This is a genomic window from Saccharopolyspora shandongensis (genome assembly GCF_900106995.1).
Classification (GTDB): domain Bacteria; phylum Actinomycetota; class Actinomycetes; order Mycobacteriales; family Pseudonocardiaceae; genus Saccharopolyspora; species Saccharopolyspora shandongensis.
Map to the genome: position 1 here is coordinate 31,938 of NZ_FNOK01000066.1, position 18,618 is coordinate 50,555.

Annotated in this window: 4 protein-coding genes; 2 read left to right on the forward strand and 2 right to left on the reverse strand. The window is 66.1% G+C overall.

Features of this window, described 5'->3' with window-relative positions; all coding sequences use genetic code 11:
* Positions 1 to 190 precede the first annotated feature (190 nt).
* Positions 191 to 2,035: an Hsp70 family protein gene (locus BLW84_RS39900; RefSeq protein WP_245761713.1), complete on the forward strand. Its 1,845-nt coding sequence runs from the start codon at positions 191 to 193 to the stop codon at positions 2,033 to 2,035.
* 85 nt (positions 2,036 to 2,120) lie between these two features.
* On the opposite strand, the gene BLW84_RS39905 is transcribed toward BLW84_RS39900, so the two are convergent.
* Both BLW84_RS39905 and BLW84_RS39910 read right to left on the reverse strand, forming a co-directional pair.
* Complete coding sequence (locus BLW84_RS39905) at positions 2,121 to 3,152, reverse strand: hypothetical protein (RefSeq protein WP_093276756.1); 1,032 nt, start codon at positions 3,150 to 3,152, stop codon at positions 2,121 to 2,123.
* A 58-nt stretch (positions 3,153 to 3,210) separates the two neighbouring features.
* On the reverse strand, positions 3,211 to 18,420 hold the full coding sequence (locus tag BLW84_RS39910) for a protein-glutamine glutaminase family protein (protein ID WP_218157658.1): 15,210 nt from the start codon (positions 18,418 to 18,420) through the stop codon (positions 3,211 to 3,213).
* 4 nt (positions 18,421 to 18,424) lie between these two features.
* On the opposite strand from BLW84_RS39910, the gene BLW84_RS48665 reads away from it, so the two are divergent.
* Positions 18,425 to 18,618 (forward strand): hypothetical protein (locus tag BLW84_RS48665; protein ID WP_218157659.1); only part of this gene is annotated, 194 nt, incomplete at its 3' end.

The following is an 18,618-nucleotide window of genomic DNA, read 5'->3' on the forward strand; positions in this document are numbered from 1 at the left end:
CAAAGGGGCACAACATCACAGGTTGCACTAGCTACCCGTCGACCTGTGGCGATAGCGTGGTTCCGAATAGCTGTGATCAGCTTCACCTTGCGTGGCAATGGGAAGGAAAGACGCCGTGTGGTATGGCGTGGGCATCGACCTCGGAACTTCGTTCACTTCAGCCGCCGTAGCAACCCCCACCGGGGTACGCATGGCAACCCTGTCCCCCGACATCGTCGTCCCCTCGATGGCCACCCCCGGCCCCGACGGCACCCTGCTCACCGGCCTCGCCGCCGCTAACTCCCGCAACGCCACCACCAACCCCGCCCTACTCGCCCGCGGCTTCAAACGCCGCCTCGGCGACCCCACCCGCCTCATGCTCGGCGGCGCCTCCTACACCCCCGCCGCCCTCATGGCCGCCCAACTGCGCGACGTACTCACCCACATCAGCACCGCTTATGGCGGCGGACCACCCGCCACCATCACCCTCACCTGCCCCGCGATCTGGGGCCCCTACCGCCGCGAGCAATTCGCCGAGGTCCCCCGGCTCGCCGGCATCCCCCACTACCAACTCGTCACCGAACCCGAAGCCGCCGCCACCCACTACACCAACGAGCGCCGACTCGGCAACGGCGAAATCATCGCCGTCTACGACCTCGGCGGCGGCACCTTCGATACCACCATCCTCCGTGTCCAACCCCACGGCATGGAAATCCTCGGCACCCCCGAAGGCATCGAGCACATGGGCGGCATCGACTTCGATGACACCCTCCGCGCCCACCTCGACGACAAGCTCGACGGCGCAATCAGCACCCTCGACCCTGAAGATCCCACCCACGCCACCGCCCTCGCCACCATCCACACCCTCACCACCCACGCCAAAGAACAACTCTCCGCCGAACCTGACCTCACCCTCACCATCCCCCTCCCCACCGGAAACCACGAGGTCTACGTCTCCCGCCAGGACCTCAACAACATGATCCGCCCCTCGCTGCAACTCACCATCGAGGCGCTTCACCGCACCATCACCTCAGCCGGCATCCACGCCGACGACGTCTCCGCCATCCTCCTCGCCGGCGGTTCCTCCCGAATCCCCCTCATCCACCAAACCCTCAGCCACGAATTCAACAAACCCATTCGCGCGGCCCTCCACCCCAAACACACCGTCGCCCTCGGCGCTGCCACCACCACAACGCGCGCCGCCAAACCCCAACCCAGCAACAACCGCGTAACCCCAACCGAAATCATCCCCGTAACCCCAACCGAAATCATCACCACAACGGCCACACCACCCACCATCAGAACGTTCCCGCCAGCACTACCCAGCACCACACCACCCAAGAAAACCCGCAAGAAATGGCTCATCCCCCTCGCCGCGGGCATCACCGTCATCACCGTCGTCGCAGCCATCACCACCTACGTCACCGCCAGCAGCGCCGAAACGCCAGGCCCCGAACCCATCGCCGGGAGCACGCAGCCCGGTGAGCCGTTGCCGGTGTTCGACGGCATGGCGGCGAAGCCGTGGGTCGGACTCATCGGCTCCGAGCAGGGCCGGACCGGCACCGAAATCTGGACGAACGGGGCCCAGACCAAGGAAGGCCCGGTCACGGTGCGGCTGGACGGCATGGGCGGACTCAAGATGAACTGGTCCGGCCAAGGCAGCGGCCAGGTCTACTTCCAAAGCCAGCCAGGATCAGGCGGCAACCAAGACCTCTCACGCTACTTCGACGACAACGGTGCGATCGTCTTCGACGCGACACTGCACAGACCGCCGTCGAGCACCGTGTCGATGGAGGTGCACTGCACCTCCCCGTGCCGCGCAAAGGTCACCGCCACGAACCTGTTCAAGCGGCTGCCTGCCGGGAAGCCGGTGACAGTCAAGCTGCCGCTGCGCTGCTTCGTCGAGAACCGGGCCGAGCAATGGGATCCGGCGGCTATCAACACTCCGTGGCTGGTGTACACCGACGGTTCGTTCGGGATGACGGTCTCCAAGGTGCGCTGGGAGGCAGGAGCGGCGAACGACCCCGACGCCACCCGTTGCGATCAGCTGTCCTGACATCACCTGATCAACAACGGCCGTGCCCGTCTTCACGGGGCGGCGAACAGACTTTACCGGGGTCCTTCGCCTCATCTGATCCGGATCAGCGGGTCCAGACTGGTTCCGCCTCCGGGGGCCGGCGTAGGACGTCCATTGCGCGATGTATCGCTACCGCGTCCAGCTCCGGGGGAAGTAGGCCGGCGTCGCGGATGTGCGCCACTAGGTCGGGGTCCGGGGCCAGATGGTGGTGTTCCAGGTAGTACGCGATGGTGTCCGGCCAGATCCAGGTGCCGTCGGTGCGGAGGCTCATGGGGACGACCGCGCCGCGGGAGGGGTCGACGACGTCGTCCAGGGTGGCCGTCGTGGTCATTAGGGCAGCGCCGGCGCGTAGGTAGTCGAGGATCTGGCCGCGTTCAGCCTCGTTGTCCATCCGGGGGTGGTCCGGGGCGAAGCTCGGACCGGAAGCCGGGTCCACCGCGTCGAAAACCCGCGCCACCGTGATTTCCGGCGTCTCGGTAGCAGCCCACAGGAGCGCACCGTAAGCGCGGGCCGCGCGCTGGTACGTGGGCACCGGGCCGACGACCGGGGTGACCTCGACCTGCGGAGCCGCTTCACCGGCGGCGATGAGCGCTTGCTGCAGGCGAGCGGTGAGCGCGGGCAGGTCGTCATCGTCGGCTTCGACGACGTAGACCGCTCGCGGAGGCGGGTACGGCGCGCCATCCGGGGACATTCGCCATGCACGCCACATTCCGTGCGCGGCAGGCTCTCCACTGAGGACTTCGATCAGTGCTGCCACGACGGAATCGTCGTTGGAGCCACCGGAATCCGGTGGCTCGGCGCTGAACTGCCACACCAGCGGCGGATCGTCGATCACGGGTTCGATGCCTTGCAGGACGTCCGGCGATGCACCCTCCGTCTCGAAGACGGTCGCGAGCACGCCCAAATCCCCTTCGGTGAGCGGCAGGACGTACCGCGTGGCGGTGGATGCCACCGCGCGGGCGACCTCGTCGAGCCGGTCGTCCGCGAGCCAGGCACGAGCCTGCGTGACCAACTCGTCCGGTGCGAATCCGGCCTGCCGTAAAAGTACTTCGTGCATGGCGGCCGTTACGTCCGCTTTCTGGTCAGGTGTGGTCATTTCCTTCTCCTCGGCACGTTGTCGGTACCAGAACTCGGGTGGTCCGCCCGGTCACGCTTCACTCGTCATCCGGTGCTGATGTTTCCGAAAATACTGCTCGGCTGCCTTTCCCGATCTCTGTAGTCTCAACTCTCGCGCTGACCCGCTCCTGCCGACCCGTCCACCTGATCACCGCGGGTGGTGCTTCGTTGACGTAACGCGGCGGCGCCGAGCCGTTCACCGCGGCACGCAATTCCGGCCCTGACCTCCACAGCTGTTGGCCCTCGGAGCCCAGCAGGTACCAGTGCCCGGTGCCCAGCCCGTCGACGAACTTCGGCAACACCTTGCCGTCCTCGGCGACCGAGACCTTCGTAGCATGAACGAGCTCGTCCGCGGTTTGAACCACATCGACCCTCGCTGTCCACACTCGCATGTGCAACGCGCGGGCGAAGCGCTCCGCGAACGTCAATTCGCCCCGCCCTAGTCGCCGATGCGCGCCGCACCCCAGCAACGCGACTGCCGGTCCCGGGACGAAACGCCGGTCTTTTCGCACCTCGTCGGCGAAGGCTTCGGGCGTCACCTTCCGGCCGTCGGGCAACACCGCCCGCCCGTCGGGCGTCACGTGCACACCGACGATCTGGGTGCCGTCCGGCAAAACGGGTGCCGACTCCCCGGCCTGCTCGATCGTCTCGGTGGAATCGCCGGGCCCCCGGAACAGCAGCGGTTCCGGTCGTGGTGAACGGGTCAGTTCGGTGGGCGGCTCGACTGGCCGCGGCTGGCTTCCGTCCGCCCGGTGCAGCATCCACTTCGGCCCCCGGCCTCGGTTTACCCGTGCCAACACATCCGCGCCGGTACTTCGCAGCTCGGTGACCTCGGCATTGGGGATGACCGTGCCGTCGTGCCCGAGCACCAGCAGCGGCCGACTGCCTTCGGGGACAGCGGCGGCGTGATGCGGCGACCGGGTCCATCCGCTGTATTCGGCGGCTTCGGTCGCCCCATGGATCGGAAGACTCACCGGCGCGCTGCGCACACCCCAACGGAAGTCGAATCTTGGCGCGGTCCCCGCCTGCACCGAAGAGCCGGAGCTTGCCATCGCTGAAACAAGATCCGCACCAGGAAGCTGCCGCATGCCGCCCGCGGCCGACAACAGGTACCAGTGCCCTGCTGTCGCGGACCGGACCTCGCCGCCGAGTCTTGCTTCGGCCCATTCGCTCCACGTCGGCAACCCGCTGCGGACGAACGACAAATCGCCGGTGACAACTCGGCCATCGGCGGCATGCCACACCTCCTGGTCGGCCGCGATCACGTCGACACCGAGGATGTCACGCAGCTCAGCCGCACCGGCCAGGTCGAGCGATCCGTCAGTTCCCACCAGCACGATCGGCCGCCTGGCCCAGCCAGGCAGCTGCTCGATTCGCGCGGCCAGCTCGGGCACCGTGAGGTTGTCACCGGATGCGGTAATCCCGACCACCAGGTGGCCGCCGACCTTGGGCAGCAGCGCCGCCGCGTCCTGGTCGTCGGCGTTGGGTGTCCAGACGTCCGGCAGTGCGGCCGGTGCCGGGGCCGGCGCTCTGGCCGGCGGGGACGGCTCAGGCGGCGGTCCGGGCAGGTTGTTCGCCGCCGCCTGGGCGGACTCCACGGCGAAGTACCCGCCGTTGTCGATGGTCACCTCGACTTCGGCTGGTTTTCCCGGCAGGGCGACAAAGAGAGTACGGTGCTCGGTCTGATCGGTGAGCGTGTAGATCGCCTTGCCCGCCCGGTAGACGTGGTAGGTGCCCTCCATCTCGGCGGTGACCTCTTGGGCATTGCCGCGGGTGGAAACCTGGACGCGCGGCTTCGACCTGCTGCCCGACACCCCGCCCGACGGGTCGAGCGTGCTGCTCTCGCCGGGAAGGAGCATGTCCCCGGCCGGGTTGCCGGATTTACCGCTCTTTGCCTTGGAATCGCTGCCCTGCACCATGGCCAGACCGGGCAAAGTCGCGCTGATGTTGCTGGTGTCCGTTTGGGTGACTTCCTGCTCGGTTTTCTGCTCGTGGGTCAGCCCGCCGGTCGCGGTGAAGGAGTTGACGTACTCGACCTCGGCGAACCGCAGGCGCACCGCGAGACCGTGCTCGTCGTCCCAGACCATTCCGGTCTCGACCATGGCGGGGAAGGACACCGGGCCGTCCAGCAGTTCCTGCGTCATCGCGGTCAAGCCTTCTTCTCCACCGAGCTGCCACAGCAGTTGCGCCGGCAGGGTGGCCGGACGGACCCAGCCGCCGCCGGTGGGCGCCTGCATCGACGGTTCCGAACTCGCCGGATCGGCGTCGTTGGTCGGCTGCTGCGTTGTATGCGCCAGCACCGCAGCCAGCCACGGGAACAGTCGCTCGCTTCCGGGCAGTGCCAGCGGGATCACGTCCATCCCACTCAGATCCTGCGGTAGCGATCCCAGCTCCACCGCGCCTCCGACGGGCACGGGCCGGCCGCTGATCCGCACCGGGCGCGGCGCCGGCGGCGTGGTCGTGGTCAGGCCCCCCGGGATGGTGAACAGGGCCGTGCCATCGCTGGTGAACCGCCGTTGCTCCGGTGTGCGGGTGTCGTCCCGCATCGCCGACCACATTTCGACACCCCGCCTCGGCGCGGTCAGCAGCAGGTTGTTCAGCACCGCGTTCGGAGTCCACGACCGATACATCTCGACCTGGAACCAGGTCGGCCAGGTGTAGGAGTAGGAGGTCTCGTCCCCCGCAGTCACCCGCCGCTTGAACGCATCGCTGTCGGTGTCGCGTTGGCTTCGTGACCATTCCTTGCCGTAGCCCGCGTCCGGGTGCGCGCCCGCCCGGCGCAGTTTGCCGTTGAAGCTGCGCGCTACGAGAACACTTCCAAAAAGGCCACCACCGCTCGACCGGGATTCGGTTTGCGCCCGTTTCTCGGTGTTCTGGAAGAACGTGTCGGATTTGATCTCCGTGTTCGGCGTGGCCTGAGCGTCCGGCGCGTACCGTGCGCGAACGACGAACTCGATCGTCTCGGTGCCGCCCATATACGGCCGGGCGGCCAGCAACGACGTCCCGGATGTCGTCGCCTGGCCGAACCGAGCACCCAGTGCGGTCGACGACGCCAGTTTTTCCACAGACCCGCCGATCCCGGTCGGCACCTCCAGCCAGCGACCCGTACCGAAACCGGGAGCATGGTCGGAGATCATGCTCTTGATCAGCGGGGCGACCTCGTGCGCATTGGAGATCTCGGTGACGATGGTCGGGCCGAGCGCAGCGCCGGAAAGTACGAACTCCGGAGGATAGCGCACCTCGGTCGCCGGTTTCGGCTTCGCCGCCACCCCGGCGGGCAGGTCGAGGTGCCGGGTCTGCGGTGGCTGTCCCTCCGCGTCCGGTTCCCGAGCGGGGTTGGTGTGCAGTCGCTGCGCGACGGCGTCCGCGAGCAGGAATTCGACGCCGCCGTTGACCGCGATCTGCTCGGTTTCCGCGGCCGCGTCCGATTCCCCGTAGCTGGTGATCTCGAACACGGCATGCGCCCGGTAAAGGTGGGTCGCTCCGCGTGTCTTGCCGGTCCGTCGGCGTGCGGTGCCAAGACCGTAGGTGGTTCCCTTCTCCTGACTGAAGGTTCCTCGGCCGGTGAACGACGGGGCCACGTGGGCTCGTTTGCCGGATTTGCTCCCGAACTGCATCAGCGTGGGGACGCGGAAACGTCCCTCGCCGCCTATTCCTCTCGTTTCCTGACCGTCGAGCTTCAGCCCGCCCTCGGCGACCCCTTCCAGACTGAGCTTGTCCGAAACGGTGTCGATCGGATGGGCGTCGAACAGCCGCAGCCGCACCCGGCCGCCGGTGATGGGCAGCCCGCCGGGTGCCAGCAGCTGGTCGAGGGGCGCTGCCAGCGGGTCCTCTGGGTCCGGTGTTGCGTCGTGTTGTTTCGAGCGCGCAAGGTTGTGCAGGATGTCTTCGATGGGCTCGCTGAGCACCGTGGACGGTGTTGCCACGCCCTGTGGCATGAGGAATTCGACGTTCACCTGGAACGGGTTGTCGTCCTGGTTGGCGTAGTCGAAGTCTCGGATGACCGTACCGAGGTTCGTCAGATCACCTTGCGCAGTGGTGGGTGCCAGTGGCTCCGGAACCAGCACGCGCGTCCAGCCATCGATCGTGGAACGGCCGGTCGTCGTGGCGCTGCTGGACGTCGAGGCACCGCCGGAACTCCGGACACTGTCCGTGTCACTGTCGGATGTCGAGGAGTTGTCGGACAGAGTGGTGAGCTCGATGTCGCCGTTGTTCGGCGCATCAGACCGGTTTGCCTGCCCGCGGAACAGGCCTAGCCAGCGGTACCACGGGTCTGGCTGCACGTTCTGTGCCTCAGCCGGCTCGGTCTGCTCGGTCTGCGACTCCGGCTGCTCGGTCTCCGGGGTGGCGGCCTTCGTCGAAACGGAGATCGACCAGGTCACCTGCCGGTCGAAGGTGACTGCGGGCCCTTTGTACTTCGCGCGTCGGTTGACCTTGTAACTCTGCGCGGCGGTGCTGCTGTACCCGTGTGAGAACTGGGCTGACGCGCCGAAGAGGAAGCCTATGTTGCGCCAGAAATCCTTGCGCTTGGTGCCGATCACGGCCCCCGACTCGACGCCGATCCGCTGCTGCGTGCCGGCTTTCGCCTTGATCTCGCCGCGGATGGCGTTCTTCGCGGTGAAGTCCACGGTGGCCTTCTCGACCTTGCCGGTGCCGATCAGCGCACCCAGTTCCGGCTTGACCTTGATCGTCACCAGCTGATCACCGACCCGGATCGTCTTGGTGACATCGCGCAACTCTCCGTTGAACAAGCCGAACAGCGCGGACGCGCCGAAAGCCGAGGACAACTGCGTCTCGACGAGCGCCCGCTTGTCGTGGGTCAGCGACGCGAGCTCGTTCCCCGCCGACTCGCGCAGCAATCGGCGCACTTCCGGAAGCACCCGTTCGATTCCCGGCGCCCGGTCCACCACACCGCCACCGGTGCTCTTGCCGGCCGCGAGCATGTCGGGCTGCCGGGGCTCGCCCGCGGGAATCGTGATCTCCGGACGCTTGCTGTAGTCGGCCAGGATCGACAGTACGAGTTGCTCGGCGGTTTCGTTCTCCAGCCGGGCGTCAACTCTTCCGTCCGAGGTTTCGACCAGCGTTCGGGGAATGTCCGGACGCACTCTTTCGACCAGGTCACGGAAGTTCTGGCGGTGCCGTAGTCCATCCGGCACCGTCGGACTTTCGTGCGGCGCGTCTTGCTCCTCGGCGATCTGCCGGGCGGAGTGTGCCGCGGAAATCTCCTCGAGCCGGGCGAAGTCGTCCGCAGACATCCACAGGAACACTTTCTCCGCACCGGTATCCGAGCCTTCCAGAGTCGGATTCGTGGAGTACCGCTCAACCCGCACATCCAGCGTCGCCTCCACCAGGACGGCATCGCTCTCGATGCTGGTGACGCTCTTCTTCCCGGCGCTGATGCCCAGAACCTGCGTCAGCGACTCGCCCGATCCCGCCGAACCGGACACCGTGAAGGGTGTGATCGTGGTGTAGGAGCCGAGGCCGCGTCGTTTCTCGTTGACATCGGCGACGAATCCAGGCCCCACCGTCACCGAGGCTTCGGCGTTCGCAGACTGCGCCTCGCTGGTGTCAAATTTCGTTTCGCTACCGGCATTCTGCCCCAAATTCACGGCCGGAACGGCGCGGCTGTCAACCCGCCGCACCGAGCGCAGCTCCGCGGACACCTCCAGCGACAGCGTGTTCAGCTTCGCGCCCGGCAACCGCAACGGGCTTGGCCGGTAACCGCCACCGGTGATCTCCTCGAACTTCACGATCGCCTTGTCTTCGGCCAACTCCCGCGACACCGAATCACGGACACCGACGCCTACTTCCGACAGTGGCAACTTGGCGAGAACCTGCTGACGAATTCGCCGCATGGCGGCCGCTTGTGGCACGGCGAACACCTCGTGCAGGGCTGAGGCCGGAAGGGGCAGCACTGGATCGTCCGGGCCGGGCTCGGTGGTGGCGGGTGGCACATCCTCCCCGTCGTAGCAGATCAGTGCCACATCGGTGATCTCGTCGGTCCGGTACGTCTCCGGCGGGTTCTCTCCTTCCCGCACGTCGATGACGAACCGACCGTCGACGACGAAATTACGCTCGGGAACCCGGCTGCTCAGCCCGCGCGAAAATTCCGTTGCCGATACGAGGCTGCGCTGCTCGCTCTTCCCCATTGAGGGCCGCACGGAGGGGTTGAAGATTACGTTGCGAACCGCGCCCTTGGCCGCCGCGCCGACCATGTTGGGCACGACACCGAGCATGCCGAACTGGGGGCTCTGTTCCTGCCCGACAGTCAGGCCCGCGTCGGCGTAGCGAATGCCATACTCGATGACTCCGTCGGCCTGCGGCAGGCGCACGGGCGTCGACGCGGTGCGTTCGAACTTCAGGTGCAACTCGCGGGAGCCGACCTCGATCCGGATGCCTTCGTCGGCAAGACGCCGCAGGGTTCGCGTGAGCTTGGCGTCGGAGAACAGCTCCTCGATCGCGGCTCGGGCGGGTTCCCGCAAATCTTCCGGTAGGGCGGTAAGAACGTCCTCGGGGTCGATATTGCCGGTCTGCCAGATCTTCCCGCTGCCCATCGCACCGTCGGCGGCGTAGGGCGGCAGGTCGACCTGCCGGACCGTCACGTCGGCACGGTCTGCCGCGATACGGGCTTGGGTCACGGCCTTGGTGGCGGTCTTGGCCGCTTCCGCAGTGGCGCCACGCTCGTTTTCGGCCCGGGCAATTGCCTCGGCGGTGCGTTCGCTCGCTTCTTGATCCGCCGTGGCCAGTTGCTCAATCCGCTCCCGCACAGCGGTGAACTCTGCGGCAGCGGTCTCCACGCGCGCCTCCGCGCGCGCCTCCGCGTCGGCGCGCTGGGCAAGCAGCAGCGCATCCGGCACAGGTCCCTGGTTCTCGTGCTGGTTTCGCAGTAGCTGCGCCCGCTCGCGGGACACCCTTAAAAATCCGCGCCGTTTCTGAATCAAGTTCTGCCGAGCCGCATCGAGTTCCGCGCGCAATTCGTCCTGCCGCTGCCTGGCCGCCGTCAGGTCTTGCTGCGCCGCCGTCAACTTCTCGGCTTGCTGCCGAGCACGCTCGACACTCGCCGCGGCCGAGGTGGTCTCGTCGGTCGCCGTCTTGAGCAACGCGTCGGTCTCGGCGGAGTCGGCGGCCGTGACGGTGGTGGGCGGCGCCTCCGGCGCGGGCGCATCCACCATGTTGTAGATCTGGGTGAGTTGGTCATCAGCAGCCGTGATCTGGCTGCGCGCTCGGGCCACTTTCCCGATGTGGTCGGAATTCCGCAGCGATGCCAGGTCGGGCCGCAGCTCCGTGCGGAACCGCGCCGACTCCGTGCGCAGGTGCACCCAGTTAGGACTCAGCCCGTTCTGGCCCGGCGGCAAGGAAACGTCAGCGGGGGCCTGTCCTGGTTGCCACTCGCCCTTCCGGGTCGTCTCCCAGCTGCCCTGCGAATAGTTAGGACGCATCTTGGAGTGCTCGTCCAAATACCAGCCACCAACCATGGAGGCAAACGGCATGGTCGCCGGACCGAACCACACGATGCCCCGCGTCCAGATCGCCTCAGCATCCAACGCCCCATCCAACTCCCGCGCGAACTCCTCCGAGACCCCACAGGCATACAGCCGGATCGACCGCCGCCCGCCCATTCTCGACCGAATCAAATCAGCCAGCTGCCGGGCATCCGCACTCTCGCCGCCGATAAGCACTCCACCGCGCCCATCGCCTTTCACCACCACCGCCAACCGGCCATCCTCAACCGGCAAACCACGCGCTGCAGCACGAGTGTCCTCGTCCAAATCGGACGGTGACACCATAATCCCCGCCGGAATCTCCTCTGGCCGAACATTCCGCAACCACTGCTCGGCCGCCCGCGCCTGCTCCAGGTTCAACCCGATCCTGTGCAGGTCCTCAGGAGTCCAGCGCCCCAACTGCGCCCACTGCCTCGCAACCGCGACCTGAGCATGCACATCTGGACGGAAATCCGCCGGCAACGCCGCCAAATGCTCCTCCATAAGCCCGACCAACCCCGCCAACTCAACAATCACAGGCGGCCTAACAACCGCCGTATTCCTCGCCGGAATCTCCGCTGCGCCCGAACCCAACACCTGCTCAGACCGAGTCGTATTCCAGGTGCCAAACCCATTGGTCTCCGGACCGAATACCATGTCCGGTGTCCAGATGACCTCAGCATCCAACGCCCCATCCAACTCCCGCGCGAACTGCTCCGAGACCTCACCGGCATACAGCCGGATCGACCGCCGCCCGCCCATTCCCGCTCGAATCAAATCAGCTAACTGCCGGGCATCCGCACTCTCGCCGCCGATAAGCACTCCACCGTGCCCATTGCCTTTCATCACCACCGCCAACCGGCCATCCTCAACCGGAAAACCACGCGCTACAGCACGAACATTCTCGTCCAAATCGGACGACATCATAATCCCCGACTCAACAACCACAGCCGGCTTAACAACCCCAGCCGGCACACCCCCCGACAAACTCCCGGCAGCAGACCCACCAGCAAACGAAGACCCTCCCCCACCAGACGCCAATTCCGCCAGCTCGGCCGCCTCCCGCAACCACTGCTCGGCCGCCCGCACCCCCTTCAGATGCGAGGAAATCCAGCGCAGATCAGCCGGAGTCCAGCCTTCCTGCTGCACCATCGCCCTCGCTATCCCGACCTGAGCACGCACATCCGGACGGAAATCCGCCGGGAACGCCGCCAAATGCCCCTCCATACGCCCAACCAACCCCGCCAAATCAACAACCAAATCCGGCCTAACAACCCCAGCCGACGCACCCCCCGACAAACGCCTGGCGGGAGACCCACCAGCAGCGGATGCCCGGTAGTTCCCCGCGTCGGCCGCCAAGGCTGCCGGGTCGTCCGAGTCGTCCGAGCCGCGCGACTCCAGGTGCTGCACGGCGCGTTGGTGACCGTCCTCGCCAAGCACGGTGCGCAGGACCACGTCCAGTGTGTCCCCGGTATTGGCCAGGAACGCGGCCCGCACCTCCTGGACGGAGGCCGGATCCCCGCGCAGCGCGGCCAGCTCACGCAGCACGGCGTTCTCGTCGACGGAGTCCCGCGACAGCAGGTGATCCAACGTCCGCGCCCGGCGCTGCGGGCCCGGCACCATCACATCCGGACGCAGTCCCTGCGAAATCGCCACTTCCTCGGTCCGCCACAGGTTCCGTGGCAGGAACGCCCGCTGCTTGCCGGTCATCAACCCGTCATCGGGTATGTAGGAGTTCTGCGGGCGGTGCGGCCGGCCCGTGGCGGTGTCAGTGGGCATTGGCGGATCGGCCCTGTTGAACACCAGCCGGTTATCGTCCTTCGGGCGCTCCTGGAGGTCGCCAACCTGGTCCCTGCGCAACCGCCGGATGAAATCGGGCTCCAGCCCCAGGTGGAGACCGACCCTGGCGGCGAGGCCATACCCGCTGGACCGAAGGCCCCAGACCCTCGGATCCTTGTCGGCAGACTGCCGGAGGTCAACGAGGAATTGCGACTCGGCCCGGTTGTCGCTGAACTCCAGCTTGACGAAGTACCGCGCGTCCGGGTGCATCCGCTCGGGCCGGAACAACTCCGTGACCCCGCTGATCGCGCGGTCCTTTAGCTCATCGACCTCCCGCTGAGCGTCCGCGAGCCGCTGCTTCGACTCGTCCGCCTTCGCCCGCAGCCACTGCGCCTCGTCTCGCAACGCGGCATCGTGAGGTTCGCGTGCCGCGTCCGTCTCCGCTTCTGCGGCCCACCGCTCGTCGGCACTCGCCTCCTCCCGCAGCGGACTCAGATACTCGTCCGTGTCCAGGTATGTCCGGACCGTGTACTCCGGCAGCGACACACCGTCCGAGTTCTGCCGACGTCCGAGCGTGTAGGTCCCCGGATCGAAGTACTCATCGGGCAGACCGAGGTAGTGCCCGAGCTCGTGGGCGAACGTCGAGCCGGACGTGTACGGGTTCCAAATGAGCTGGTTGGTACCCGCGTTCGGGTCGGTGTGGAGAAAGATCGACCGATGAGCCTCCGCCGGGTCGTCAACGAACTCCAGCCGGAAGTGGAACTGGTCGCCGGAATGGGCCATCCGGTAGCCCCGGTTGAACCGCTCATCCACCGAATCGGCGGCGCGCCGCTTCAGGTCGTCAATCAGGCGCTGCCGCTGCACCAGCTCCATGTCAGCCTCGTGCGCCTTGTCCCGCTGCGCGTCGGCCCGCTGCCGAGCGGCATCGGCGTTGGCCTGCGCACGGGCAAGCACGGCGGCGTTACCCGGCGACGAATCCAGTCGCTGTTCGAGTCGTCGGACGGCGAGCTCCGCATTGTCGGCGGCGTGCTCTGCTTCCTCGGCAAGCTGCAGTTCACGCTCGGCCCTCTTCCAGAACGGCGCCAGGAACACGTCAGGGTTCAGGTGCGCCTTGAACGTGAACTCCTGCACCCCACGACCCGGCGCCACCTCGAAGCGCCGCCAGTCGTAGCTGACGAAGCCCTTTCCAGTCACCAATTTGTCGGGACGGCTGGACATCCGGACATCTCTGGTCACGAGGTCCACCGAGCCATCCGGAATCGTATTCCGCAAGTGTTCCCACGCGCCGGGCTTCAGCGGGTTCGGCAGCGGGTCGAACCACGACGCCTGCCGCACCTGGGTGTGCTGCCAGGCGCGGTCTTCGACCCCGGGTTCCTTCCCACCGGCCCAGCGGGCGTTGTAGTAGGCGGCCTCTCGGGGGCCTGCCGCTTGCTCGGTTTCCCCGCTCCGCTCGGCGGTTTCCCCGGCGGTGGTCTCCGCCCGGTCGTCCGCCGGCCGCGACGAGCGGAACTCCTCATCCGGGTTCGGGTGGGTCCGCGCGGGCATCGTGTCCGGTTCCGACACACCGCCGACGGTCACCGCCTGCTTCGCCGCCCCACCGAAGCCAGCGCCCCCCTCGACCGGAGCCGCCATCCCGGGAGGCACCGTCGCAGCCGTCAGAACCGGCCTCCCACCATCCGCTACGTCCGAACCCAACACCTGCTCGGATATCCCCGACAAACTCACGGCAGAAGACCCACCGGCAAACGAAGTCCCTCCCCCAAACAACACCTCAGCCCGCCGCTCCGCAGCCTTACGCTCCCGATGCGCATGCACCAACTTCTCGGCCTTCCGCATCTTCGGCAGCTGAAGGTCAATCCAGTCCAGGTCCGCCCGGGTCCAGCCCCCCTGCTCCGCCATCGCCCTCGCTTTCACGACCCCGGCACGCACATCCGGACGGAAATCCGCCGGCAACGCCGCCAGATGCCCCTCCATACGCCCAACCAACCCCGCCAACTCAACAACCGCATCCGGCGCATCCCTCGGCAAACTCACACCAGAAGAACCACCACGCAATTCCGGACCCGACCGCCGAAGCAACTGCCCCTCAGCACCCAGTACCTCCGCGATCACACCCGGCGCCTCCTCCAGGCGCTGCCCGGCACGCCGCTCGGCCGTGCGGTTCATCGAGATGAGGTGGCTTTCGTCATCCCGAAACCAGAGATCGGCCTGAAAAAGATCTCTCGGGATTGGTGTCTCTGGATGCGGAGGCCAAGCGTGCGCGGGCGCGAGCAAGACGATAGCCCGACCTTGGGGAAACTCCTGCCCGTTGTCATATGTGCGCGACGGCCAGATTCTGCAGTCGTCGGTGTACTGCTGCTGTATCTGTTCGGCCGTACCGGTATAGTACGTAACGGGCTCGTCATGGGCGTTGACACCCATCTGACGGAGCCACTCCTCGATCGTCAGCGGATGCGCATCGTGATCGTCGCTGTTGGCACTGATGGCCCAGTCCAGCACCCAAAACCTCGGCCCGGAATTGGTATGCTCCGTGACCATCGGCGCGACGTGATAGTAATATTCCACTTTCGCGGGAATGCCCGGCGACGCACCTTCTGCATATGGGGAATAAAAGCTCAGCATGGGGTCGTCGCGGACAACGAAGATCTTCATCGGAGAGGCGCCCATTCGCACCAGGTCCATCACCCAGGCATGCGCTCGGAGCCAGCAGCCCTCTTCGGGGTGATCATAACGCACAGGCGTCTTACCAAGGGAATAGTTTTCAAATGTGGTGCTCTTCAGCTTCCGGTGCCACTCGATTATCTGCTCCATCGAAGTGGGCTGCGAAATGACGTCACCCAAGACGTTCCCGATCGCTTCGTGATAATCACTCCGCAGCTGGATCAAGTCTGTTCGCAAGTCCGAGCCGAACTGGGTATTGTAAGCCAATTGCACCGCCCAAATCTTGCGTAGCTCACGGTCCAGCACACTCATCAGGCGCATCGCGGCCTCGAAAGACTGCTTCCGCACCACAGGATCGGACGCCCCCAATCCTGTGGACACGTGCCCACGAACCGCAGCCGCGTACTCGAACACATCCCGCCGGAGGTGCGGCGTGTAGCCGAGTCCCGGCGGCACCGAGGTAAATGGCGGCTCGGGGTCACCGGTGTCAAGGGAATCAGGCCGCATTCCCAACAACTGTGCCGCATACGCGGCATCCTCCCCGCCTAGGACATCGGCCAACACCGAATCCAGCTCCCGGCCGGTATGCTCCTGGAACTCCCGGTATAGTCCCTCGACTGCGACCCGCTTTCCCCGCACCGAGCGCAATGCATCCATTACCGAGTCGACATCAATGTCCTTCTGCGACAACAGCGTGTCCAACGTTGAAGCCCGCCACTGCGCCACCGACCCGAAATCCTCCGGCCGGATGGCGGCAAGCGTCGGCGAACCCGCGTCCGCCGCCCCCGGGCGGAAACCGTATGCGCGCGTGCTCTCTTCCAGCTGCGCCAGATGCCGCGGCAACAGCCGACCACCACGACTACCCGACCACATAACGCTTTCGTCGCCATACACCCGGTTCCGGCGCGGTATCGCGATCCGCTGGTTCTTGGACACCGGCATGTCGTCCCGATGGAACACACCCCGGTCATCGTACCCGGGCCAACGCTGTTGCGGGGTTTCATCCAGAATTCCCAGGTAAAGCCCCAAGATCCGGGCGAGCTCCGCATCGGAATCCATGAGGATGCTGCTGTCCTGGGAGATCCCCTGGTGCACATTTTCCGGATCGTCCGGGAACTCGACCCGCACATGGAACTGCTCGCCCGACGGAAACCGGTAACCCTGGTTGAAATACCGACCAGCCGCGGCGCGTAACTTCTCAACGACCGTCGCGCGATCGATGAACCCCATAAGCGAGTCGGTTTCCAGGAAAAATTTGAGGGTGTACTCCTGAACCCAGCGCCCCTCCACCTTGATCCGCCGCACGTCGTATCGCACCAACTGCTCGGTTCCTACGATAGACCTTGGGGTGCTGTAACCCGCCACTTCCCGCAATTCGGACTGAACCGAGAAGTCCGGCTTAGCCGGCCGCAGTTTCTCCCACTGGTCACGTCGCAAGGGAACCGGCTCGGGATCGAACCACGAAGCGGTCTTCGCCCGACTACGCAGCCACGAAGGATCTGTTGATGGAATATCAAGCAGTGTCACAAAGTCGGCATAAAGCGCATTCATCAACTCCGCGATATCGCGACCATCCGTCAGCAGTTCGGTCAGCACTAAGAGAATTGCGTCGTGCACGCCGTTATCCACCGTGCCCGGCTCCGCCTGCGGCATCGGATCCAGCATCGCCGTCGCCACTCCGTGGACGATCCTTACCGACGCCGGGTCAGCGGACGCCTCCCACTGCTCCACCCGATTCGCAGCCTCGCCGATCCGATACGCCCACAGCTTCATCGCGGTATCGGTCCGCTCAGCAAAGTCATTACGAAGCGCATTGATCAAGCCGTTGAATTCGGCACGGCGCGAGATCTCCAGCCTCACCGCACGGGTGATCGAATCCCACAGACGCTCTTGCTCGTCGACCGACGGCCCCCGACCGGCAACCCCCTCCGGACGCTCACCCATCCACCGCTGCACGGCCGCCGCCGCCCGCAATCCAACTTGATCACCGAACTCCCCATTGGCGGCCAAATAGCCGGCCCACCGAGCCTCAAAATCATCCACCGTGCGAGACGGCACGGTCCGCTCGACGGCTGCACCTTCGTCCTGCGGTCTGTCCGTCACGGAGGCAGCGACAGCATCCTCCGCCGAGACAACACCACCGTCAGGCCTTCGGCTCGCAGACGGCACCTCGTCGTCGCCCCTCAACCTGGAAAGCCGATCCCGCTCACCGAAGGGCACCTGGGTGGAATTCGCGTCGGAGGGCTGTGCTGGTCCAGCCCCACCGGGGAGCCTGGATTGGATGCTCCACACCTCCCGCAAGGTGCCGGTGATGATGCTGAGGTCGCGGGCATACTCCATGAGCTCCCAGTTACGGCGCTCCCTCCTAGCTCCCTCGGCGGCCTCCTCGACCCATTCCGCTTCGTAGGCCACCAAACGGCTCAACGCCACAAAAACCGGACTATCGTTCCTGTTTCCCTCATCGCTAAGCCTGTTGACCTGGCGGAGCAGCTTCTGCGCACGCCGCGCTCCCACCACGGTCTCCGACGGCATCCCCGGCGGATACGGAACAATGTCCGCCGCCTCCACGATGCCCTCCAGCGACTTCAACTCCCCCATCCGACGACTCCGCGCCCGCACTCCCGCAGATGACGTCAGACCCTCCCCCGCCGCCGGCGAAGACAGATCCCCTTCGCGAACCGGTCGCAACCCTGCCGGCAGCGGGGGCGCCGGTTCGATCGCGTCGACATCCACCGGCCGCCCCGTACCAGGGGCCTTGCCGGGTGTCATGGGATCGCCGGATTCGAGGTGGATCTCCCGCACCCGGCCCGCACCGTCGCGCTCGACCTCTGCGGGGGAGGTCCTATCGGTCCAGTCGGACCCATCGGAGAGAGCCGAGACGATCGAAGCCGCATCGGACTCCTCAGCGAGTAGAGCCCGCTCGCCGGAGTCATCCCGGTCGTCGGGATCGTTCGAGCGCGTCTTCTCGTCAACGACCTCCGCCGCAGCCTTCTCCTCGAGGTTCTCCGGCGCGGTTTTCTCGCCGCGGGTCGCCGGCAGACCCTTCCCACTCCAGCGAGCAAACCAGTCCCGCGGGTTCCACGAACGACCAAACCAGTCCCGCGGGTTCCACGAACCAGCAAACCAGACCCCCGGGTTCCACGAGTTCGACGAACCCTGATCAGGCCGCACATCCAGCAACTCGGCCACCAACAACGCGATCTTGGGCGCCCGGTCACCCCGCCGGGGCTGACGAAGCAGCAACTCATACAAACCCAGCAACACTTCCGGCCCGTACCTACCCGTCAACGCCAACTGATCAACCCGGCCACCCAAGATCGTGTTCAACCACATGAACGACGTGACCCCGGCGTTAGCCAACCGCAGATCCTTCTTCGGCTTCCCCGCATACGCCCGCAACTTCCCCGGCAACGCCCCCGGATCCCCCAACAACCCCGCATACACCCGCAAATCCGGATCAGCAGCCACCAACATCGCCAACAACTCACGCCGCGACCCCGGCCCCGAACCCGAACCCACACCCGG